Source organism: Sphaerotilus sulfidivorans, from assembly GCF_013426975.1.
In the GTDB taxonomy this organism is placed as follows: Bacteria; Pseudomonadota; Gammaproteobacteria; order Burkholderiales; family Burkholderiaceae_C; genus Sphaerotilus; species Sphaerotilus sulfidivorans.
The window spans coordinates 1-18,229 of record NZ_JACCPY010000054.1; the positions used below are offsets into that span (position 1 = coordinate 1).

Sequence of the window (18,229 nt, forward strand, 5' to 3'; positions counted from 1 at the left end):
CGCGCCTTCAGCGCCGCGTTGTAGGCCTTCCAGTTCGTCGTGCGGTACTTCGTCCGCTTCTTCTTGGCTTCGCTCACCGCGTCAGTCTACGAGCGCTCGGACGCTCGCTTTGTGCAACAGAGCCCTCATTGCCTCCTAAAATCTTTATTGCATAATTTAGAGGCGTTGATTTTTCTATTGTCAGGGAACACTCCAGGGCCAAATCAAGAAATGTTCTAATCGAAGAAAATTCAATTTGGTTTAAATTATTTCTTTGGAAAACAAATCCATTTAGGCGGCGAGTCCAGTTTTCAACGCTTGGCCTAGGTAGTGAAAGTATTTTTGTTTTTCTCTCGTTTAGAGATAAATCGTACTTTCGAAGAGTAGAGGCCAAGTCTTTTAAGAATTGCTCGGCCTCGGCGTAATTTGATGCATAAAAGGCGTAGTCATCTATGTGTCTAGTAACTTTGGCGTATCCCTTGCTTTGAAGCAAATCGTCGATTGCGGATAGAATTATCTCGGATATTACGCTTGATGTGTGTGGCCCTATCAGTATGCCATTTGTTTGTCGATCTTTTGTGTTTTGTGTAAATTTATCCAGCATATTTCCGTGCGATATGCTTCCATCGGGACTAATTATTTTATTTGATGATTTTGAGGTTTCTTTCCCGTGTATTGCCCATGCAATAGAATGAGTGTAAATACTGTGAAAGCATGATGCTATGTCGGCTTTTGCTACGTATTGGGCCCCAATCATCCACTCTATTTCTTGCTCTTCAAGAAATTCTCTATCATCCCCCCTGTAGCTCATTTCAAATATTTTGCCACTTTTGCTTTTTCTCGGGTATATTCTGCTAAATTTTTTTACTGGCTTCTCATAAATCGAATATATTTCTGGCCAGCAATATTTTATTGCATTGACTTGCAGGGCGTGCGCTTCTGGATGAGGTATTCCCATGTGTCTTGGGATATTTGTGTCGCGAAGTGAGTCGTAGCGCATATAGTCATGTGATTTTTTGGTTGACCTGTTTAGTTTGACTTCATTGGAAAAATCAAGTTCGCATTGTTTTCTGGATTTCAAAAAATTGGCTAGGCCTTTTGTATTGAAGCACGGGGGTATTTTTTCCGGAAATAATCCATGATCAAGCAGTCCATTGAATACATCATCCGCATTCAATGTATTTATTGCTTTGATGATCTCTTCGAAATTTATATCTTCCAGCTCAAGTCCAATATTGGTCATATGTTTGGTGCCCTTGGTTTAAATGGGTCATCAGAGAGCATAATTTTTTCACTTCTTTTTGCCTGTGAAAAATTCACGACACCAATGTCCGCGTCCGACCGTCTTGATCCAACACCAGCCAGCCCATCCCGGGCATTCCCTCGGATTGTCCCGAATCGGACACGAAGTGCGGGATCGGGCCTCCTAGACTGGCCCTCAGCCCTTGCGCTCAGCCTCGCCTCTGGACTGGAGACTTCTTCCATGACCGCCTCCCTCGCACGCCACGGCCGCGTTGCCGTCATCACGCTCGACAACCCGCCGGTCAACGGCCTGGGCCTGGAGACCCGCCGCGCGCTGGCCGCGCAGGTGCACGCCGCCGAGGCCGATCCGCAGATCGCCGCGATGGTCATCGCCGGCGCCGGCCGGGTGTTCTCGGGCGGCGCCGACATCAAGGAGTTCGGCTCGCCCAAGGCGGTGGCCGAGCCCAATCTGCTCAGCCTGATCCTGCTGGTCGAGCGTGCGACCAAGCCGGTGGTGGCCGCGATCCACGGCACCTGCATGGGCGGCGGCCTGGAGCTGTCGCTGGGCTGCCACTACCGCGTGGCCGCGCCGGGCGCCAGCATCGCGCTGCCGGAGGTCAAGATCGGCCTGGTGCCGGGCGCCGGCGGCACGCAGCGGCTGCCGCGCGCGCTCGGCGTCGAGACGGCGCTGAACATGATCGTCTCGGGCGAGCCGGTCAGGAGCGAGCAGCTCGCGCAGGTGCCGGGCCAGCGCCTGATCGACCGCCTGATCGAGGGCGAGCTGATCGCCGGCGCGGTGGCCTTCGCCGAGGAGATCGCCGACGTGCGCCCGCTGCCGCGGGTGCGCGACCTGAAGGCCGCCCACCCGGAGGCCGACGCCTACTTCCAGTTCGCGCGCAACACCGCGCGGGCGATGGCGCGGCACTTTCCGGCGCCGGTCAAGTGCGTCGACTGCGTCGAGAAGTCGGTCAAGGCCTCCTTCGACGAGGGCATGCGCTTCGAGCGCGAGGCCTTCCTGGGCCTGATGTGGACGCCCGAGTGCAAGGCGCTGCGCCATGCCTTCTTCGCCGAGCGCGCCGCCAGCAAGATCGCCGACGTGCCCGAGGACACCCCGCTGCGCCCGGTCGACCGGGTCGCGGTCATCGGCGCCGGCACGATGGGCGGCGGCATCGCGATGAACTTCCTGAACGCCGGCATCCCGGTGGTGATGCTGGAGATGAAGCAGGAGGCGCTCGAGCGCGGCGTGGCCACCATCCGCAGGAACTACGAGGCCCAGGTCAGGAAGGGCAAGCTGAAACAGGACAAGTACGAGCAGCGCATGGCGCTGCTGTCGACCACGCTGAGCTATGCCGACATCGGCGATGCCGACATGGCGATCGAGGCGGTCTTCGAGGACATGGCCGTGAAGCAGGCGGTCTTCGAGCAGCTCGACGCGGTGATGAAGCCCGGCGCGATCCTGGCGACCAACACCTCGACGCTGGACGTGAACCGCATCGCCTCCTTCACCCGGCGCTCGCAGGACGTGATCGGCACGCATTTCTTCAGCCCCGCCAACGTGATGAAGCTGCTGGAAGTCGTGCGCGGCGCCGAGACGGCCAGGGATGTGCTGGCCACCGTGATGGCGCTGGGCAGGAAGATCCGGAAGACCTGCGTCGTCTCCGGCGTGTGCGACGGCTTCATCGGCAACCGCATGATCGAGCAGTACAGCCGCCAGGCCGGCTTCCTGCTGGAAGAGGGCTGCACGCCGACCCAGGTCGACCGCGCGATCGAGAAGTTCGGCTTCGCGATGGGCCCGTTCCGCATGGGCGACCTGGCCGGCAACGACATCGGCTGGTACATCCGCAAGCGCCGCTATCTCGAGAAGCCGGACCTGCGCTACAGCCGCACCGCCGACCTGCTGTGCGAGATGGGCCGCTTCGGCCAGAAGACCGGCGCGGGCTGGCATGACTACCAGGCCGGCAAGCGCGACGCCATCCCGAGCCCGGTGGTCGAGCAGATGATCGCCGACCACCGCGCCGCGCTCGGCATCACGCCGCGCCGGATCAGCGACGAGGAGATCGTGCACCGGCTGGTGTATTCGCTGGTCAACGAGGCGGCGCGGCTGCTCGAGGAAGGCATCGCGGCCAAGGCCAGCGACATCGACATGGTCTACCTGACCGGCTACGGCTTCCCGCTGCACCGCGGCGGCCCGATGTGCTACGCCGACACGCAGGGCCTGTTCAACGTCGTCGAGGACATGAAACGCTTCGCCCGCAACCCGCATGACGACGCGGCGTTCTGGCAGCCGGCGCCGCTGCTGGCGCGCCTGGTCGCCGAAGGCAAGACCTTCAACCCCGCCTGAGCGGCCGGCTCGATCGGTCTGATCCAGAACACGACGGAGTTCGCCCCATGACCACCGCTGTCATCGTTTCCACTGCGCGCACCCCGCTGGCCAAGAGCTGGAAGGGATCCTTCAACATGACCCACGGCGCCACGCTCGGCGGCCATGTCGTGGCCGAGGCCGTGCGCCGCGCCGGCATCGAGCCCGGCGCGGTCGAGGACGTGCTGATGGGCTGCGCCAACCCCGAGGGCGCCACCGGCTGGAACATCGCCCGCCAGATCGTGCTGCGCGCCGGCCTGCCGGTGAGCGTCTCGGGCCTGACGGTCAACCGCTTCTGCTCCAGCGGCCTGCAGACGATCGCGCTGGCCGCGCAGCGCATCATCGCCGGCGAGGGCGAGGTGCAGGTCGCCGGCGGCGTCGAGAGCATTTCCTGCGTGCAGCAGGAGATGAACCAGCACATGTTCGTCGACGCCTGGCTGAAGCAGCACAAGCCGGAGATCTACTGGCCGATGCTGCAGACCGCCGAGAACGTCGCGAAGCGCTACGGCATCCCGAAGGAGCGCATGGACGCGTTCGGCGCCGAGAGTCAGCAGAAGGCCTGCGCGGCGCAGGCGGCCGGGCGCTTCGCCGAGGAGATCGCGCCGATCACCGTGACCGCCGGCGTGGCCGACAAGGTGCTGGGCCTGCGCACGCAGCAGCTCACCGTCAGCGTCGACGAGGGCCTGCGCGAGGGCACGACGGTCGAGGCGGTGGCCTCGATCCGCACCGCGCAGCCCGGCGGCGTGGTCTCGGCCGGCAACGCCAGCCAGTTCAGCGACGGCGCCGGCGCCTGCGTGGTGGTGGACGAGCGCTACGCCGAGCGCCATGGCCTCAAGCCGCTGGGGCGCTTTCTCGGCTTCGCGGTCGCCGGCTGCGAGCCCGACGAGATGGGCATCGGGCCGGTGTTCGCGGTGCCGAAGGTGCTCGCGCGCCTGGGGCTCACGGTCGACGACATCGACCTCTGGGAGCTGAACGAGGCCTTCGCGGTGCAGGTGCTGTACTGCGCCGACCGGCTCGGCATCCCGATGGAGCGGCTCAATGTCAACGGCGGCGCCATCGCGCTCGGCCACCCCTACGGCATGAGCGGCCAGCGCCTGGTCGGCCACGCGCTGATCGAGGGCCGACGCCGCGCCGCCAAGTATGTCTGCGTGACGATGTGCATCGGCGGCGGCATGGGCGCGGCGGGCGTGTTCGAGGTGCTCTGAGGTTCGCCCCATGCGCGCCACCCTCGACTTCCTGCTCCACGACTGGCTGCGCGTCGAATCGCTGACCGCGCGCGCCCGCTTCGCCGACCACAGCCGCGAGACCTTCGCCGCGGTGCTCGACACCTGCGAGCGCATCGCCCGCGAGAAGTTCGCGCCGGCCAACCGCACCGCCGACCTGGAGGAGCCGCGCTTCGACGGCGAGAAGGTCATCCTGCCCGCCTCGACGCACGCGGCCAGCCGCGCCTATGTCGAGTCCGGCATGCTGGCCGCTGCGCAGGACGCCGCGCTGGGCGGCATGCAGCTGCCCTGCGTCGTCGAGATGGCCGCCAACAGCTTCTTCGCCAAGGCGGGCGTCGGCCTGGGCGGGCACATGCTGACCTCCGGCAACGCGAACCTGCTGATGGCGCACGGCACGCCGACGCAGCAGCGCGTCTTCGCGCACCAGGAATTCGCCGGCCGCTTCTTCGGCACGATGTGCCTGAGCGAGCCGCAGGCCGGCTCCAGCCTCTCCGACATCGCCACCCGCGCCGAGCCGGACGGCGAGGGCGCCGACGGCGACCCGCTCGGCCCCCGCTACCGCCTGCGCGGCCACAAGATGTGGATCAGCAACGGCGATCACGAGCTGGCCGAGAACATCATCCATCTGGTGCTGGCGAAGATTCCCGGCCCGGACGGCCGGCTGGTGCCGGGCGTGCGCGGCATCTCGCTGTTCATCGTGCCGAAGTGGCTGGTGGACGAGGAGGGCGCGCTGACCGGCGAGCGCAACGACGTGGCGCTGGCCGGCCTGAACCACAAGCTCGGCTACCGCGGCATTCCGAACACGCTGCTGAACTTCGGCGAGGGCCGATACCCGGTGCGCGGCGCCTCAGGCGCGATCGGCTACCGCGTCGGCGCGCCCGGCGAGGGCCTGAAAGGCATGTTCCACATGATGAACGAGGCGCGCATCGCGGTCGGCCTCGGCGCGGTGATGCTGGGCGCGGCCGGCTACGAGGCCAGCCTCGACTACGCGCGCGGCCGCCCGCAGGGCCGCCCGATCGGCCCGGCCGGCAAGGACGCCCGCCAGCCGCAGGTGCCGATCATCCGCCACGCCGACGTGCGCCGCATGCTGTTGGCGCAGAAGAGCTATGTCGAGGGCGGCCTGGCCCTGGCGCTGTACTGCGCCCGCCTGGTCGACGAGCAGCACACCGGCGACGCGCAGGCCGCGAAGGACGCCGCGCTGCTGCTGGAGATGCTCACGCCGATCGCCAAGAGCTGGCCGAGCGAGTGGTGCTTGGAGGCCAACAGCCTGGCGATCCAGGTGCACGGCGGCTACGGCTACACCCGCGACTATCCCGTCGAGCAGCACTGGCGCGACAACCGCCTGAACATGATCCACGAGGGCACGCACGGCATCCAGGCGCTGGACCTGCTCGGCCGCAAGGTGACGATGGACGGCGGCGCCGGGCTGATGACGCTGGCGCGTGCGGTCAACGCGACGATCGAGCGGGCCTTGCCCGATGCGCTGCTGCAGCCCTTCGCGTCGCGGCTGGCGCAGGCGCTGCAGCAGCTCGGCGCGGCGACCAAGGCGGCCTGGGCCACCGGCGTGCCGGAGGAGGCGCTGGCCAACGCGGTGCCCTACCTGCAGGCCTTCGGCCATGTGGTGATCGCGTGGATGTGGCTGGACGTGGCGCTGGCCAGCGACCGCGATAGCGCCGCGGGGCAGGGGCGCCACGCCGCCTGCCGCTTCTTCTTCCGCCACGAGCTGCCGCGCATCGACGCCTGGCTCGCGGTGGTCCGCGACCGTGACGACACCTGCCTGTCGATGCAGGACGCCTGGTTCTGACCCTGACACCGATCCTCACCGATCCTGATGGAGTCCGCATGGGAACACCGATCAATCAGCTCTTCGACCTGACGGGCCGCATCGCGCTGGTCACCGGCGGCTCGCGCGGCCTGGGCCTGCAGATCGCCGAGGCGCTCGGCGACGCCGGCGCCAGGCTCATGCTGACCGCGCGCAAGGCCGACGAGCTGGAGAGCGCCTGCGCGCAGCTGCAGGCCCGCGGCATCGACGCGCGCTGGGTCGCCGCCGACGCCAGCACGCCCGAGGGCGTCGCGCGGATCGTCGACGAGACCTGCGAGCGCCTGGGCGACATCGACATCCTGATCAACAACGCCGGCGCCACCTGGGGCGCGCCGGCCGAGGACCATCCGCTCGAGGCCTGGGACAAGGTGATGGACCTGAACGTGCGCGCGGTCTTCCTGATCAGCCAGGCGGTGGGCAAGCGCTGCATGATCCCGCGCGGCGCGGGCCGCATCGTCAATGTCGCGTCGATCGCCGGCCTGTCGGGCAACGGCCCGGCGATGACCACGCTGGCCTACAACACCAGCAAGGGCGCGGTGATCAACTTCACCCGCGCGCTGGCCGGCGAGTGGGGCCGCCACGGCATCACGGTCAACGCGCTGGCGCCGGGCTTCTTCCCGAGCCGGATGACGCGCGGCACGCTGGCGCGCCTGGGCGAGGACGCGCTGGCCGAGAAGGCGCCGCTGCGCCGCCTCGGCGATGATGACGACCTCAAGGGCGCCGCCGTCCTGTTCGCCAGCGCGGCCGGCAAGCACATCACCGGCCAGATCCTGGCGGTCGACGGCGGCGTCAGCGCCGTCCACGGCGGCTGATTCCCGTCCGGTGCGTGACGGGCACCGCCCGTGCCTCATCCTCCGTCATTCCCGCGAAAGCGGGAATCCACCCGCCCGCCCCGATGCAATTCCCCGTCCCCATCCCCTTCGTCGACCACCTCGGCTTCGAGCTGGTCCGCTTCGCCGACGGCCAGGCCGAGATCCACCTCGAGCTGCGCCCGGAGCTGCTGAACTCCTTCATGGTCGCGCACGGCGGCGTCTCGATGACGCTGCTCGACGTGGTCATGGCGCACGCCGCGCGCAGTGTCGTGCCCGACAGCGGCGCGGTGACGATCGAGATGAAGACCAGCTTCTTCCGCCCCGGCGAAGGCCGGCTGCGCGCGGTCGGCCGGCTGCTGCACCGCTCCGCGACGATGGCCTTCACCGAAGGCCACGTCTACGGCGGCCACGGCGAGCTGTGCGCGCACGCCACCGGCACCTTCAAGTACGTCAAGCGCCTGCCTGCCGGCCACGGCGGGCGGGCGATCAAGGCGCTGAACCGGCCGGGCGAGGACGAGGCGCAGGCTCAGGATCCACATCCGCGAACAGATCGGCTGCGCTGAGCCGCAGGTCCACGCTCGCGAACGTCACCCCCTCGCCCGACTCGAACGGATGCAGCAGCCACAGGCCTTCGCCCTCGCCGTGCCGGCGGTAGACGTCGCAGCGCCGGCTGCCGATGTCGACCAGCGCGATCTCCTGCAGCGACGCGATCTGGCGGTAGTGGGCGAACTTGTCGCCGCGGTCGAAGGCGGCGGTGCCCGGCGACAGCACCTCGATGACCAGCACCGGCTCGCGCATGACGAGCCGGCTGGCGCGATCGGCCTCGGCGCAGGTGACGAACACGTCCGGATAGAAATAGCTGTCGCGCGCCGCGACATGCAGCTTCATGTCGCTGATGAAGGTCATGCAGGGCGTGCCGCGCAGGTGCTGGCGCAAGGCCATGTAGAGGTTGCCTGCCGTCGTGACATGTCCGGCCTCGGCGCCGGCCATCGCGTAGACCTCGCCGTCGACGAGTTCGTGACGGTCGGTCTGCCCGGCCTCCCAGACCAGGTATTCGTCGCCGGTCATGACCGGCTGGCGCGCTGCGTATCCCATCAGGCTCTCCTTCGACCCGGCCATTATCGGCCGGCCCTCCCGCTGCAGAAAGGCAGTCTCCCATGCCCTTGATGAACCGCCAGATCGTGCTCGCCTCGCGCCCGCAGGGCGAGGCCGGCGTCGACAACTTCCGCCTGGTCGAGACGGCGCTGCCCGGCCCCGACGAGCTGGCCGACGGCCAGGTGCTGGTGCGCCACCATTTCCTGAGCCTCGACCCCTACATGCGCGGCCGCATGAACGACAGCCGCAGCTACGCGCAGCCGCAGCCGCTGGACGAGGTGATGATCGGCGGCACCGCCGGCGAGGTGATCGCGTCGCGCAATCCGCATTTCGCCGTCGGCGACGCGGTCGTGGGCATGGGCGGCTGGCAGGAACACGCGCTGGTCGACGCCACGCAGCGCGGCGTGCTGCAGAAGGTCGACACCCGCCAGGTGCCGCTGTCGGCCTACCTGGGCGCGGTCGGCATGCCGGGGGTCACGGCCTGGTACGGGCTGGTCAAGATCATCGACCCGCAGCCCGGGCAGACGATCACCGTGTCGGCCGCCAGCGGCGCGGTCGGCTCGGCGGTGGGCCAGCTGGCCAAGGCGCGCGGCTGCCGCGTGGTCGGCCTGGCCGGCGGGGCGGAAAAATGCGCCCATGTGGTCGACGAGCTCGGCTTCGACGCCTGCATCGACTATCGCCGGCATCCGGACCTGAAGTCGATGTCGGCGGCGCTGAAGGCGGCCTGCCCGGCGGGCATCGACGGCCATTTCGAGAATGTCGGCGGCCTGATCCTGGACGCGGTGATGCTGCGTGCCAATGCCTTCAGCCGGGTGGCGATGTGCGGAATGATCGCCGGCTACGACGGCCAGCCGCTGCCGATGGCCAATCCGGCGCTGATCCTGGTGAACCGCATGAAGATCGAGGGCTTCATCGTCAGCGAGCACATGGCGGTCTGGCCGGAGGCGCTCAGGGAACTGGGCGCGGGCGTCGCCACCGGCAGGCTGAAATACCGCGAGAGCATCGCCCAGGGGCTGGAGCACGCGCCCGAGGCCTTCATCGGCCTGCTCAAGGGACGCAACTTCGGCAAGCAGCTGGTGAAGCTGGTCTGAGCGGGAGGCCTGTCATGAAGACCTTGCAGGGAAGGACCGCCGTGCTGACCGGCGCGGCCTCCGGCTTCGGGCTGGAGCTGGCTCGCCTGTGCGCGGGGCAGGGCATGAAGATCGTCATGGCCGACGTGCAGCAGGACGCGCTCGACCGCGCCGCGGCCGAGGTCGCCGCACTCGGACAGCCCAACGGCGCCGAGGTACTGGCGTATCGGCTCGATGTGTCCAAGGCCGATCAGGTCGAGGCGCTCGGCGCTGCCACGCTCGCACGCTTCGGCGCGCCGCATCTGGTGTTCAACAACGCGGGGGTTGGCGCGGGCGGGCTCATCTGGGAACACACGCTGGCGGACTGGGAATGGGTCATCGGCGTGAACCTGATGGGCGTGGCGCATGGCGTGCGCGTGTTCACGCCGATGATGCTGGCTGCAGCCAAGGCGGACCCGGACTGGGAAGGCCACATCGTCAACACCGCGTCGATGGCCGGGCTGCTGAACGCGCCGAACATGGGCGTCTACAACGTGACCAAGCACGCGGTGGTGAGCCTGTCGGAGACGCTGTACCAGGACTTGTCACTCGTCACCTCGCAGGTCGGCGCCAGCGTGCTGTGTCCGTACTTCGTGCCGACGGGCATCCACCAGAGCGACCGCAACCGGCCCGCCGACCTGCCCGCCGCACCGCCGACACAGAGCCAGCTGATCGGCAAGGCGATGGGCGACAAGGCGGTGACCAGCGGCAAGGTCAGCGCGGCCGAGGTGGCGCAGAAGGTGGTGGACGCGGTGCTGGCCGGGCAGTTCTACATCTACAGCCATCCGCAGGCGATCGGGCTGGTCGGCACGCGGCTGGAGGATGTGCTGCAGGGGCGCAACCCGACCGATCCGTTCAAGGACCGGCCGGATCTGGGTGACAAGCTGCGGGCCGCGCTGCGCGGCGGGTGAGCACGGTCACGACGCGGATTGGCATGCTGGCGGCGTCAGAGCGCGCGCTGGTTCACCCGCTTCGACAGCTCTGCCGCGCTCTCGCGCCGCTCGCTGTAGCGGTCGACCAGGTAGGGCGCCACATCGCGGGTCAGCAGCGTGAACTTCATCAGCTCCTCCATCACGTCGACGACCCGCTCGTAGTAGGCCGAGGGCTTCATGCGCCCGGCGTCGTCGAACTCCATGAAGGCCTTGGCGACCGAGGACTGGTTGGGAATCGTGATCATGCGCATCCAGCGGCCCAGGACGCGCATCTGGTTGACCGCGTTGAAGGACTGCGAGCCGCCCGATACCTGCATCACCGCGAGCGTCTTGCCCTGCGTCGGGCGCACGGCGCCGACCGACAGCGGAATCCAGTCGATCTGGGCCTTCAGGATGCCGGTCATGGCGCCGTGACGCTCCGGCGAGGTCCAGACCATGCCCTCGGCCCAGGCGGCGGCTTCGCGCAGCTCGGCCACTTTGGGGTGGGTGTCGGGCGCGCCGTCCGGCAGGGGCAGGCCGGTCGGATCGAAGACGCGGGTTTCCGCGCCCATGGCCTGCAGCAGACGGGCAGCTTCCAGCGTCAGCAGCTTGCTGAACGAGCGTTCGCGCAGCGAGCCGTACAGCAGCAGGAAGCGCGGTGGGTGGGTGGAACGTCCTGCGCGCTCGAAACGTGCACCGGTCGGGCGGTCGAACAGCGCGGGATCAAGGTTGGGAAGGTCGTGGGGATCGCTGGAAGGGTCCATGGCGTCGGCGCTTTGTCATGAGCTCGATTGACATTCGTCAATCGGTGGGTGATTGGGAGGGCGAATTGTTGGGGCGAGCGGATGTCCCGTGCGGGACACGGGGTGGGAAAGCAGTCTAATGGCGGACACTACATACCATAATGGGTATAACAAGACTGAGGATCCGTCAGACCATGCGCCTTGCCAGACGATATCTCCTTGCTGCCTTGGTGGCGGCGTTGCTCCTCGGCGTCGGTGGCGCCGCGTATTGGCGTTTCGGCCGAGCGGTCGAGATTCCGGTGTCTGTTGCCGCCCAGGGCGCCGTGGCGGCCAGGGTGGTCGGGCCGGGCACCGTGCAGGCGCGCGTTCCGGTCACGGTCAGTGCCCGGGTGGGCTCGACGGTGGTCGAGGTGCTGGCCGATGTCGGTGACACCGTGCAGCCCGGACAATTGCTGGTCCGACTGGACGACCGTGACCTGAATGCCCGGCGCGGTGTCGTCACCGGCCAGCAGGAGGCGCTGCAGCGCAACACCGAAGGTGCCCGGGCCGCACTCGCCAAGGCGCAGGCCGATCTCGAGCTGGCCCGCAGCAAGCAACGCCGCGATGCCGAGCTGCTCGCCCAGGGCTACGTCTCGGTCGCGGTGCTGGACGCCTCGAACGCGGCGCTGGGCAGCGCGGCGGCCGGGGTGGACATCGCCCGCGCCACGCTGGCCGCCCGCGAGGCCGATGCGCGCACGCTGTCGCAGGAAGCGCGCTATTCGGACGCGGTGCTCTCGAACACCCGCATCGCGGCGCCGATGCAGGCGGTGGTCGTCCAGCGCATGGCCGAGGTCGGCAGCACCACGGCGCCCGGCACGCCGCTGTTCAAGCTGGTGGACCCGCGCTCGCTGTGGGTCGCCACCCGGGTGGACGAGGCGGTGGTCGGCCGGGTGCGGCCCGGACAGGTGGCCAGCATCCGGCTGCGCAGCGGCGAGGTGCTGCCCGGCAAGGTGGCGCGCATCGCCCGGCAGTCCGACGCGGCCACGCGGGAGCTGGAGGTGCATGTCGCCTTCGACAGCGTGCCTGAGCGCTTCGCCATCGACCAGGAGGCCGAAGTCCGCATCGATGTGGGCGAGGACCGCGGTCTGCTGGTACCGCTGGCCGCGCTGACCCGCGACAAGACCGGGCGGCAGGGCGTGCTGGTCATCGCGGACGGACGCACCCGCTTCCAGCCGGTGGAGACGGGCGGTGCCGATGCGCAGCAGGTGCTGGTCCGCAAGGGCCTGGCCGAAGGCGACACCGTGGCGGCCGTGGCCGCCGGGCTGAGCGCGAACCAGCGGGTGCGCGCAGCCACCGCACCGGCGCGCTGAGGCCGGGCCATGGAACTCGCACTCAAGGACATCCGCCGCCACCTCGGCAAGTTCCTCGCCACCATCGTGGGCGTGGCGATGCTGCTGGCGATCGTGCTGGTGATGAACGGCATCTACCAGGGCAATATCCGGGACGGCGTCTGGCTCATCGACAACACTGCCACCGACCTGTGGGTCGTGGAGCGCGGCCGTGGCGGCCCGTTCAACGAAGCCTCGCGCATTCCGCTGGACAGCTACAAGAGCGTCGCGGCCACGCCGGGCGTGGCGCGTGCCAGCCCGCTGGTGCTGTACTCGGCGCAGCGGGAGATCCGCGGCCGTGACCAGCAGTTCACCCTGGTCGGCTACGACATCGTCAGCGGTGCCGGGGGGCCGAACGGGCTGGTGCAAGGACGGAACATCACCGCGCCGCATTACGAGATGGTCGTGGACCGCAAGCTCGGTTTGCAGATCGGCGACCGTGTGCCGCTCGGGACCGACGACTACACGGTGGTTGGCGTCACGCGCGGCGCGGTCGATTCCGGCGGCAGTCCGCTGATCTACATGGCGCTGGCCGACGCGCAGAAGGTGCAATTCGAGCAGGACCAGCGGGCCATCGACGCCAGCCGGGCCGCCAGCCTGCAGCGGCTGGAGCGCGCGGGCTACAGCGGCGAGCAGGCCAGCCGGCTGCTGCCGCTGCTGTCCTCCGGCACCAGCAGCATCAACGCGGTGCTGGTGACGCTGGCGCCCGGCGCGGATGGCGAGGCGGTGGCCCGCCACATCCGCGACTGGCTGTATCTGAACGTCTACACCACCGACGAAGAGCGCACCCTGATGCTGGACGGCAAGCTGAGCAAGATGTCGGCGGTGCTGGGCCTGTTCCGCACGCTGCTGATCCTGGTGTCGATCGTCATCATCGCGCTCATCGTCTATGTGCTGACGATCGAGAAGATCAAGTCGATCGCCACGCTCAAGCTGATCGGCGCGCCGAACGGCCTGATCGTGCGGCTGATCATGACGCAGTCGATGCTGCTGACGCTGGCGAGCTTCGCGCTGGCCTACCTGCTGCGCGACCTGATCGCACCGGGGTTTCCTCGCACGCTGGCCTTTGTCGGGCAGGAGACGGCGATCACCTTCGCGGTGATGCTGCTTGGCGGCGTGCTGGCCAGCCTGATGGCCGTGTGGCATGCGCTGCGCACCCCGGCCCAACTGGCCCTGGGAGGCTGAGATGGCTGTCGTCGAGATCCAGAACGTGTCGCAGACCTTCGGTCACGGCGAGCTGGCGGTGCAGGCGCTCAAGCCGACCAGCCTGTCGATCGAGGCGGGCGAGCTGGTCGCGCTGCTCGGGCCCAGTGGTTCGGGCAAGAGCACGCTGCTGCTGGCGATCAGCCTGATCCAGCCGCCCACCACCGGCCGCATCGCCATCGATGGCCAGGTGCTGTTCGACGATGGTCCGACCGGCATCGACGTGCGGGCCTTCCGCCGGCAGAAGATCGGGTTCATCTTCCAGCAGCACAACCTCATTCCCTTCCTGACCGCCCTGGAAAACGTCGCGCTGATGCTGCAGCTCAACGGGGTGGGCCGGCGCGAGTCGAACCGGCGGGCGATGGAGGTGCTCGGCTACCTGGAGATCGCGCACAGGGCCGATTCGCTGCCGGCGCAGATGTCGGGTGGCGAGCAGCAGCGCGTGGCGATCGGGCGGGCGCTGGCCAACGAGCCGGCGCTGATCCTGGCGGACGAGCCGACCGCGGCCCTCGACACCGAGCGCGGCACCAAGGTGATGGCGATGCTGCGCAAGATCGCCCGCGAGCGGCGCTCGGCCGTGATCGCCGTCACCCACGACCACCGGATGATCGCGGGCTTCGACACGGTCTACCACCTCGACGACGGGCGGCTGACGCAGGTGGAGCGCAGTGCAGAGGGGGCGGAGCCCGGCTGAGGCGGAGGGCATGTGGCAAACTCCGCCGCCTCTCCAACTGCCCTTTTACCGGTTTGGAACACGCTCCCCACGCCCAGAAGATCCTCCAGCAGATCGCCGCGGAACTGCAGGTCCGCCCGGCCCAGGTGCAGACGGCCATCGAGCTGCTCGACGGCGGCGCCACCGTCCCCTTCATCGCTCGCTACCGCAAGGAGGCCACCGGCGGCCTGGATGATGTCCAGCTGCGCGAGCTGGAAAGCCGCCTCGCCTATCTGCGCGAGCTGGAGACGCGTCGCGACGCCATCCTCAAGAGCATCGACGAGCAGGGCAAGCTCACGCCCGAGCTGCGCGCCGCCGTGCTGGCCGCGCCGACCAAGCAGGAGCTGGAAGACCTCTACCTGCCCTACAAGCCCAAGCGTCGCACCAAGGGCATGATCGCCCGCGAGGCCGGCCTGGAGCCGCTGGCGGACAAACTGTTCGCCGACCCGACGCTGGACCCGAAGCTGGAGGCCGCCGCCTTCATCAACGCCGAGGCAGGCTTCGCCGACGCGCTGGTTGTCCTTGACGGCGTGCGCGACATCCTGAGCGAGCGCTGGGCCGAGGACGCCGCGCTGGTCGGCCTGCTGCGCGAATGGCTGTGGGGCGAGGGCCTGCTGCGCTCGAAGCTGCTCGACGGCAAGGACGCCAACCATCCCGATACCGCCAAGTTCCGCGACTACTTCGACTACGACGAGCCGATCGGCCGGGTGCCCTCGCACCGCGCGCTGGCGGTGTTCCGCGGCCGCACGCTCGACCTGCTCGACGTCAAGCTGGTCGTCGACGAGGAGGTCGTGCCGGGCCAGCCGACGATCGCCGAAGGGCGCATCGCGGTGCACCTGGGCTGGAGTCATGCGAAGCGCCCCGGCGACGACCTGATCCGCAAGACGATCGCCTGGACCTGGAAGGTCAAGCTCAGTCTGAGCCTGGAGCGCGACCTGTTCACCCGGCTGCGCGAGGCGGCCGAGGCGACCGCGATCAAGGTCTTCGGCGAGAACCTGCGCGATCTGCTGCTGGCCGCGCCGGCCGGCAAGCGGGTGGTGATGGGGCTGGACCCCGGCATCCGCACCGGGGTGAAGGTCGCGGTGGTCAGCGACACCGGCCGCGTGCTCGACACCTCGACCGTCTACCCGCACGAGCCGCGCCGCGACTGGGAAGGCTCGCTGCACACGCTGGCGAAGCTCTGCGCCGCGCACGGCGTGAATCTGATCGCCATCGGCAACGGCACCGCCAGCCGCGAGACCGACCGCCTGGCCGGCGACCTGATCAAGCGCCTGCAGCAGCTCGCGCCTGAGCGCGCGATCGAGAAGGTGGTGGTGTCGGAGGCCGGCGCCTCGGTCTACTCGGCGTCGGAATTCGCGTCGAAGGAGCTGCCCGATCTGGATGTCAGCCTGCGCGGCGCGGTGTCGATCGCGCGGCGGCTGCAGGATCCGCTGGCCGAGCTGGTCAAGATCGACCCGAAGAGCATCGGTGTCGGACAGTACCAGCACGATGTCAACCAGGGCGAGCTGGCCCGCACGCTCGACGCGGTGGTCGAGGACTGCGTGAACTCGGTCGGCGTGGATCTCAACACCGCGTCGGCGCCGCTCTTGTCGCGGGTGTCGGGCCTGAGCGCGTCGGTGGCGGCCAGCGTGGTGCGCTGGCGCGATGCCCACGGCGCCTTCCGCAACCGCCGCCAGCTGCTGGATGTGGCCGGCCTGGGGCCGAAGACCTTCGAGCAGGCCGCCGGCTTCCTGCGCATCCGCGACGGCGACAACCCGCTCGACATCACCGGCGTGCACCCCGAGACCTATCCGGTGGTCGAGAAGATGCTCAAGGCGGTCAACCGCCCGATCGGCGAGCTGATGGGCCGCAGCGATGTGCTGAAAAGCCTGAAGCCCGAGGCCTTCGCCGACGAGAAGTTCGGCGCGATCACGGTGCGCGACATTCTGGCCGAGCTGGACAAGCCCGGGCGCGATCCGCGGCCGGACTTCAAGGTCGCGCGCTTCAACGACGGCGTCGAGGACATCAAGGACCTGACCGAGGGCATGGTGCTCGAGGGCACGGTCAGCAACGTCGCGCAGTTCGGCGCCTTCGTCGACCTGGGCGTGCACCAGGACGGGCTGGTGCATGTCAGCCAGCTCTCGAACAAGTTCGTCAGCGACGCACGCGAGGTGGTGCGCACCGGCGACATCGTCAAGGTGCGCGTGCTCGAGGTCGACGTGGCGCGCAAGCGCATCTCGCTGACGATGAAGCTCGACGCGCCGGCCCAGAAGGGCGGCGGCGCCGAGCGGGGCGCGGACAACCGTTTCCGTCCGGCCGGTCGGGGTGAGCAGCCGCAGCGCGGCGGGCAGGGCGGCCGGGGGGCGCCCGCGCCGGCCTCGCAGAACGCGATGGCCGCCGCCTTCGCGAAGCTGAAGTCCGGACGTTGATCGCGCGGGGATGCGCAGCCTCCGGGCAAGGCTTAGGATGAAAGATCCTCAACCGGCCTGGAGACTCCGAATGACGCTTTCCCACCTTCCCAAGCTGATCGCCACCGCTGCAGCCGCCCTTGCTCTGGGCGGCTGCGCCGGCATGATGGGCCGCGGTGGCCATGCTCACCACGGCGGCATGCACGACATGCACAAAGGGCCGATGGCCATGGCCAAGCTCGAGGCCACCCGTGGCAACGCCGTGAGCGGCATGGTGATGTTCCATGAGCACGGCGACCATGTGATGGTGCACGCCAAGGTGAGCGGCCTGAAGCCGAACGGCGAGCACGGCTTCCATGTGCACGAGAAGGGCGACTGCTCCAGCGGCGACGGCATGAGCACCGGCGGCCACTTCAATCCCGCGGGCAAGCCGCACGGCCCGCAGGACGGCGACCACCACGCCGGCGACATGCCCAGCCTGAAGGCGGATGCCAACGGCCAGGCCGATGTCACCTTCCACCTGAGCGGCGTCACGCTGAAGGACGGACCGACCAGCCTGATGGGCAAGGGCGTGATCGTGCATGTCGGTCCGGACGACTACAAGACGCAGCCGACCGGGAACTCGGGCGCACGCATCGCCTGCGGCGTGATCGCGCAGGGCGGGCGCTGAGCGAAGGGGCTCAGGTCGAGGCCGCCAGCAGCAAGGGCGAGGCCTCGGCACTCGGGCGCAGCGGCATCGCGCTGGCGGCGAGCCCACCCGGTGCCATCGTCGCCATCGCGCTGACCAGCTGATCGATCTGGGTGCTCATTGCTGCCGACGCACCGCTTGCGGTCGTCGACAGACCGACCTTCGAGCGCAGCGTGGCCAGGCTCCAGGTGGTTCCATTGGCGAATCGGACCTGCTGGATCGGGTTCCAGGCGCTGCTGCTGAAGTTCTGGATGGTGACCGAGTCCGTCGTGCCTTTGATCGCCAGCACCAGATTGCTGCCCGACAGGCTGGCCTGGATGTCCGTCGGCAGCACACCGGTCTTGAAGATCAGTGTCTCCGCTCGTGTCGCTCGCGTGTCGTAGCCCTGGGCAATGATGTCCTTGCCTTCACCCCGACCGAAGTAGTAGGTGTCATCGCCCCCACCGCCCACCATCGTGTCGTTGCCAGCGCTGCCTGAGAAGATGTCGTTCAGGCTCGTGCCGACCAGGCTGTCCGCGCCTGCGGTGCCCCGCAGCGCCTCGGTGACCATCTGGGTGGTGTTCCACACCGTGGTGCT

General features: G+C 68.0%; 16 protein-coding genes. 12 read left to right on the forward strand and 4 right to left on the reverse strand.

Annotation, left to right across the window (positions count from 1 at the left end; all coding sequences use genetic code 11):
• Positions 1–73 precede the first annotated feature (73 nt).
• Positions 74–1,222 (reverse strand): RNA-directed DNA polymerase, encoded by a 1,149-nt coding sequence (locus HZU84_RS19065; RefSeq protein WP_149503619.1) that lies wholly within the window; start codon positions 1,220–1,222, stop codon positions 74–76.
• Positions 1,223–1,462: 240 nt separating this feature from the next.
• Here HZU84_RS19065 and HZU84_RS19070 point away from each other — a divergent pair, with 240 nt between their 5' ends.
• From HZU84_RS19070 to HZU84_RS19090, 5 genes are all read left to right on the forward strand, one after another.
• Positions 1,463–3,562: a 3-hydroxyacyl-CoA dehydrogenase NAD-binding domain-containing protein gene (locus HZU84_RS19070; protein ID WP_149503618.1), complete on the forward strand. Its 2,100-nt coding sequence runs from the start codon at positions 1,463–1,465 to the stop codon at positions 3,560–3,562.
• Positions 3,563–3,609: 47 nt separating this feature from the next.
• Positions 3,610–4,785, forward strand: a complete 1,176-nt coding sequence (locus tag HZU84_RS19075) for an acetyl-CoA C-acyltransferase (protein ID WP_149503617.1) — start codon at positions 3,610–3,612, stop codon at positions 4,783–4,785.
• 10 nt (positions 4,786–4,795) lie between these two features.
• Complete coding sequence (locus HZU84_RS19080; protein WP_149503616.1) at positions 4,796–6,607, forward strand: acyl-CoA dehydrogenase; 1,812 nt, start codon at positions 4,796–4,798, stop codon at positions 6,605–6,607.
• Positions 6,608–6,645: 38 nt separating this feature from the next.
• Positions 6,646–7,437 carry an SDR family oxidoreductase gene (locus tag HZU84_RS19085; protein ID WP_149503615.1) on the forward strand — a complete coding sequence of 264 codons (792 nt, stop codon included), beginning with the start codon at positions 6,646–6,648 and terminating at the stop codon, positions 7,435–7,437.
• Positions 7,438–7,520: 83 nt separating this feature from the next.
• On the forward strand, positions 7,521–8,000 hold the full coding sequence (locus HZU84_RS19090) for a PaaI family thioesterase (RefSeq protein ID WP_149503614.1): 480 nt from the start codon (positions 7,521–7,523) through the stop codon (positions 7,998–8,000).
• Here the strand turns inward: HZU84_RS19090 and HZU84_RS19095 are convergent.
• Complete coding sequence (locus HZU84_RS19095) at positions 7,924–8,532, reverse strand: Uma2 family endonuclease (protein ID WP_149503613.1); 609 nt, start codon at positions 8,530–8,532, stop codon at positions 7,924–7,926. The two genes, HZU84_RS19090 and HZU84_RS19095, sit on opposite strands and share 77 nt — an antisense overlap.
• A 62-nt stretch (positions 8,533–8,594) precedes the next feature.
• Between HZU84_RS19095 and HZU84_RS19100 the strand changes: the two genes are divergently transcribed.
• Both HZU84_RS19100 and HZU84_RS19105 read left to right on the forward strand, forming a co-directional pair.
• Positions 8,595–9,623, forward strand: coding sequence for an NADP-dependent oxidoreductase (locus tag HZU84_RS19100; protein ID WP_149503612.1), 1,029 nt, complete (start codon positions 8,595–8,597; stop codon positions 9,621–9,623).
• Positions 9,624–9,637: 14 nt separating this feature from the next.
• Positions 9,638–10,552 carry an SDR family oxidoreductase gene (locus tag HZU84_RS19105; RefSeq protein ID WP_149503611.1) on the forward strand — a complete coding sequence of 305 codons (915 nt, stop codon included), beginning with the start codon at positions 9,638–9,640 and terminating at the stop codon, positions 10,550–10,552.
• Between the two features lie 35 nt (positions 10,553–10,587).
• On the opposite strand, the gene arsH is transcribed toward HZU84_RS19105, so the two are convergent.
• The gene (gene arsH, locus HZU84_RS19110) at positions 10,588–11,316 is read right to left on the reverse strand and encodes an arsenical resistance protein ArsH (protein WP_149503610.1); all 729 of its coding nucleotides are present in this window, start codon (positions 11,314–11,316) and stop codon (positions 10,588–10,590) included.
• Between the two features lie 278 nt (positions 11,317–11,594).
• Between arsH and HZU84_RS19115 the strand changes: the two genes are divergently transcribed.
• From HZU84_RS19115 to HZU84_RS19135, 5 genes are all read left to right on the forward strand, one after another.
• Positions 11,595–12,644: an efflux RND transporter periplasmic adaptor subunit gene (locus tag HZU84_RS19115; RefSeq protein WP_180693084.1), complete on the forward strand. Its 1,050-nt coding sequence runs from the start codon at positions 11,595–11,597 to the stop codon at positions 12,642–12,644.
• A gap of 9 nt (positions 12,645–12,653) precedes the next feature.
• Positions 12,654–13,847, forward strand: coding sequence for an ABC transporter permease (locus HZU84_RS19120; protein ID WP_149503608.1), 1,194 nt, complete (start codon positions 12,654–12,656; stop codon positions 13,845–13,847).
• A 1-nt stretch (position 13,848) separates the two neighbouring features.
• Positions 13,849–14,559 (forward strand): ABC transporter ATP-binding protein, encoded by a 711-nt coding sequence (locus tag HZU84_RS19125; protein ID WP_149503607.1) that lies wholly within the window; start codon positions 13,849–13,851, stop codon positions 14,557–14,559.
• A gap of 53 nt (positions 14,560–14,612) precedes the next feature.
• Positions 14,613–16,985 carry a Tex family protein gene (locus HZU84_RS19130; protein ID WP_149503606.1) on the forward strand — a complete coding sequence of 791 codons (2,373 nt, stop codon included), beginning with the start codon at positions 14,613–14,615 and terminating at the stop codon, positions 16,983–16,985.
• 70 nt (positions 16,986–17,055) lie between these two features.
• Positions 17,056–17,634 (forward strand): superoxide dismutase family protein, encoded by a 579-nt coding sequence (locus HZU84_RS19135; protein WP_149503605.1) that lies wholly within the window; start codon positions 17,056–17,058, stop codon positions 17,632–17,634.
• 10 nt (positions 17,635–17,644) lie between these two features.
• Here HZU84_RS19135 and HZU84_RS19140 read toward each other — a convergent pair.
• A partial coding sequence (locus HZU84_RS19140) for a calcium-binding protein (RefSeq protein WP_310734058.1) occupies positions 17,645–18,229 on the reverse strand: 585 nt, incomplete at its 5' end.

Coding starts and splice junctions, on each gene's coding strand:
- HZU84_RS19065 (WP_149503619.1), bottom strand. CDS start 1,222: ATGACCAATATTGGACTTGAGCTGGAAGATATAAATTTCGAAGAGATC.
- HZU84_RS19070 (WP_149503618.1), top strand. CDS start 1,463: ATGACCGCCTCCCTCGCACGCCACGGCCGCGTTGCCGTCATCACGCTC.
- HZU84_RS19075 (WP_149503617.1), top strand. CDS start 3,610: ATGACCACCGCTGTCATCGTTTCCACTGCGCGCACCCCGCTGGCCAAG.
- HZU84_RS19080 (WP_149503616.1), top strand. CDS start 4,796: ATGCGCGCCACCCTCGACTTCCTGCTCCACGACTGGCTGCGCGTCGAA.
- HZU84_RS19085 (WP_149503615.1), top strand. CDS start 6,646: ATGGGAACACCGATCAATCAGCTCTTCGACCTGACGGGCCGCATCGCG.
- HZU84_RS19090 (WP_149503614.1), top strand. CDS start 7,521: ATGCAATTCCCCGTCCCCATCCCCTTCGTCGACCACCTCGGCTTCGAG.
- HZU84_RS19095 (WP_149503613.1), bottom strand. CDS start 8,532: ATGGGATACGCAGCGCGCCAGCCGGTCATGACCGGCGACGAATACCTG.
- HZU84_RS19100 (WP_149503612.1), top strand. CDS start 8,595: ATGCCCTTGATGAACCGCCAGATCGTGCTCGCCTCGCGCCCGCAGGGC.
- HZU84_RS19105 (WP_149503611.1), top strand. CDS start 9,638: ATGAAGACCTTGCAGGGAAGGACCGCCGTGCTGACCGGCGCGGCCTCC.
- arsH (WP_149503610.1), bottom strand. CDS start 11,316: ATGGACCCTTCCAGCGATCCCCACGACCTTCCCAACCTTGATCCCGCG.
- HZU84_RS19120 (WP_149503608.1), top strand. CDS start 12,654: ATGGAACTCGCACTCAAGGACATCCGCCGCCACCTCGGCAAGTTCCTC.
- HZU84_RS19125 (WP_149503607.1), top strand. CDS start 13,849: ATGGCTGTCGTCGAGATCCAGAACGTGTCGCAGACCTTCGGTCACGGC.
- HZU84_RS19135 (WP_149503605.1), top strand. CDS start 17,056: ATGACGCTTTCCCACCTTCCCAAGCTGATCGCCACCGCTGCAGCCGCC.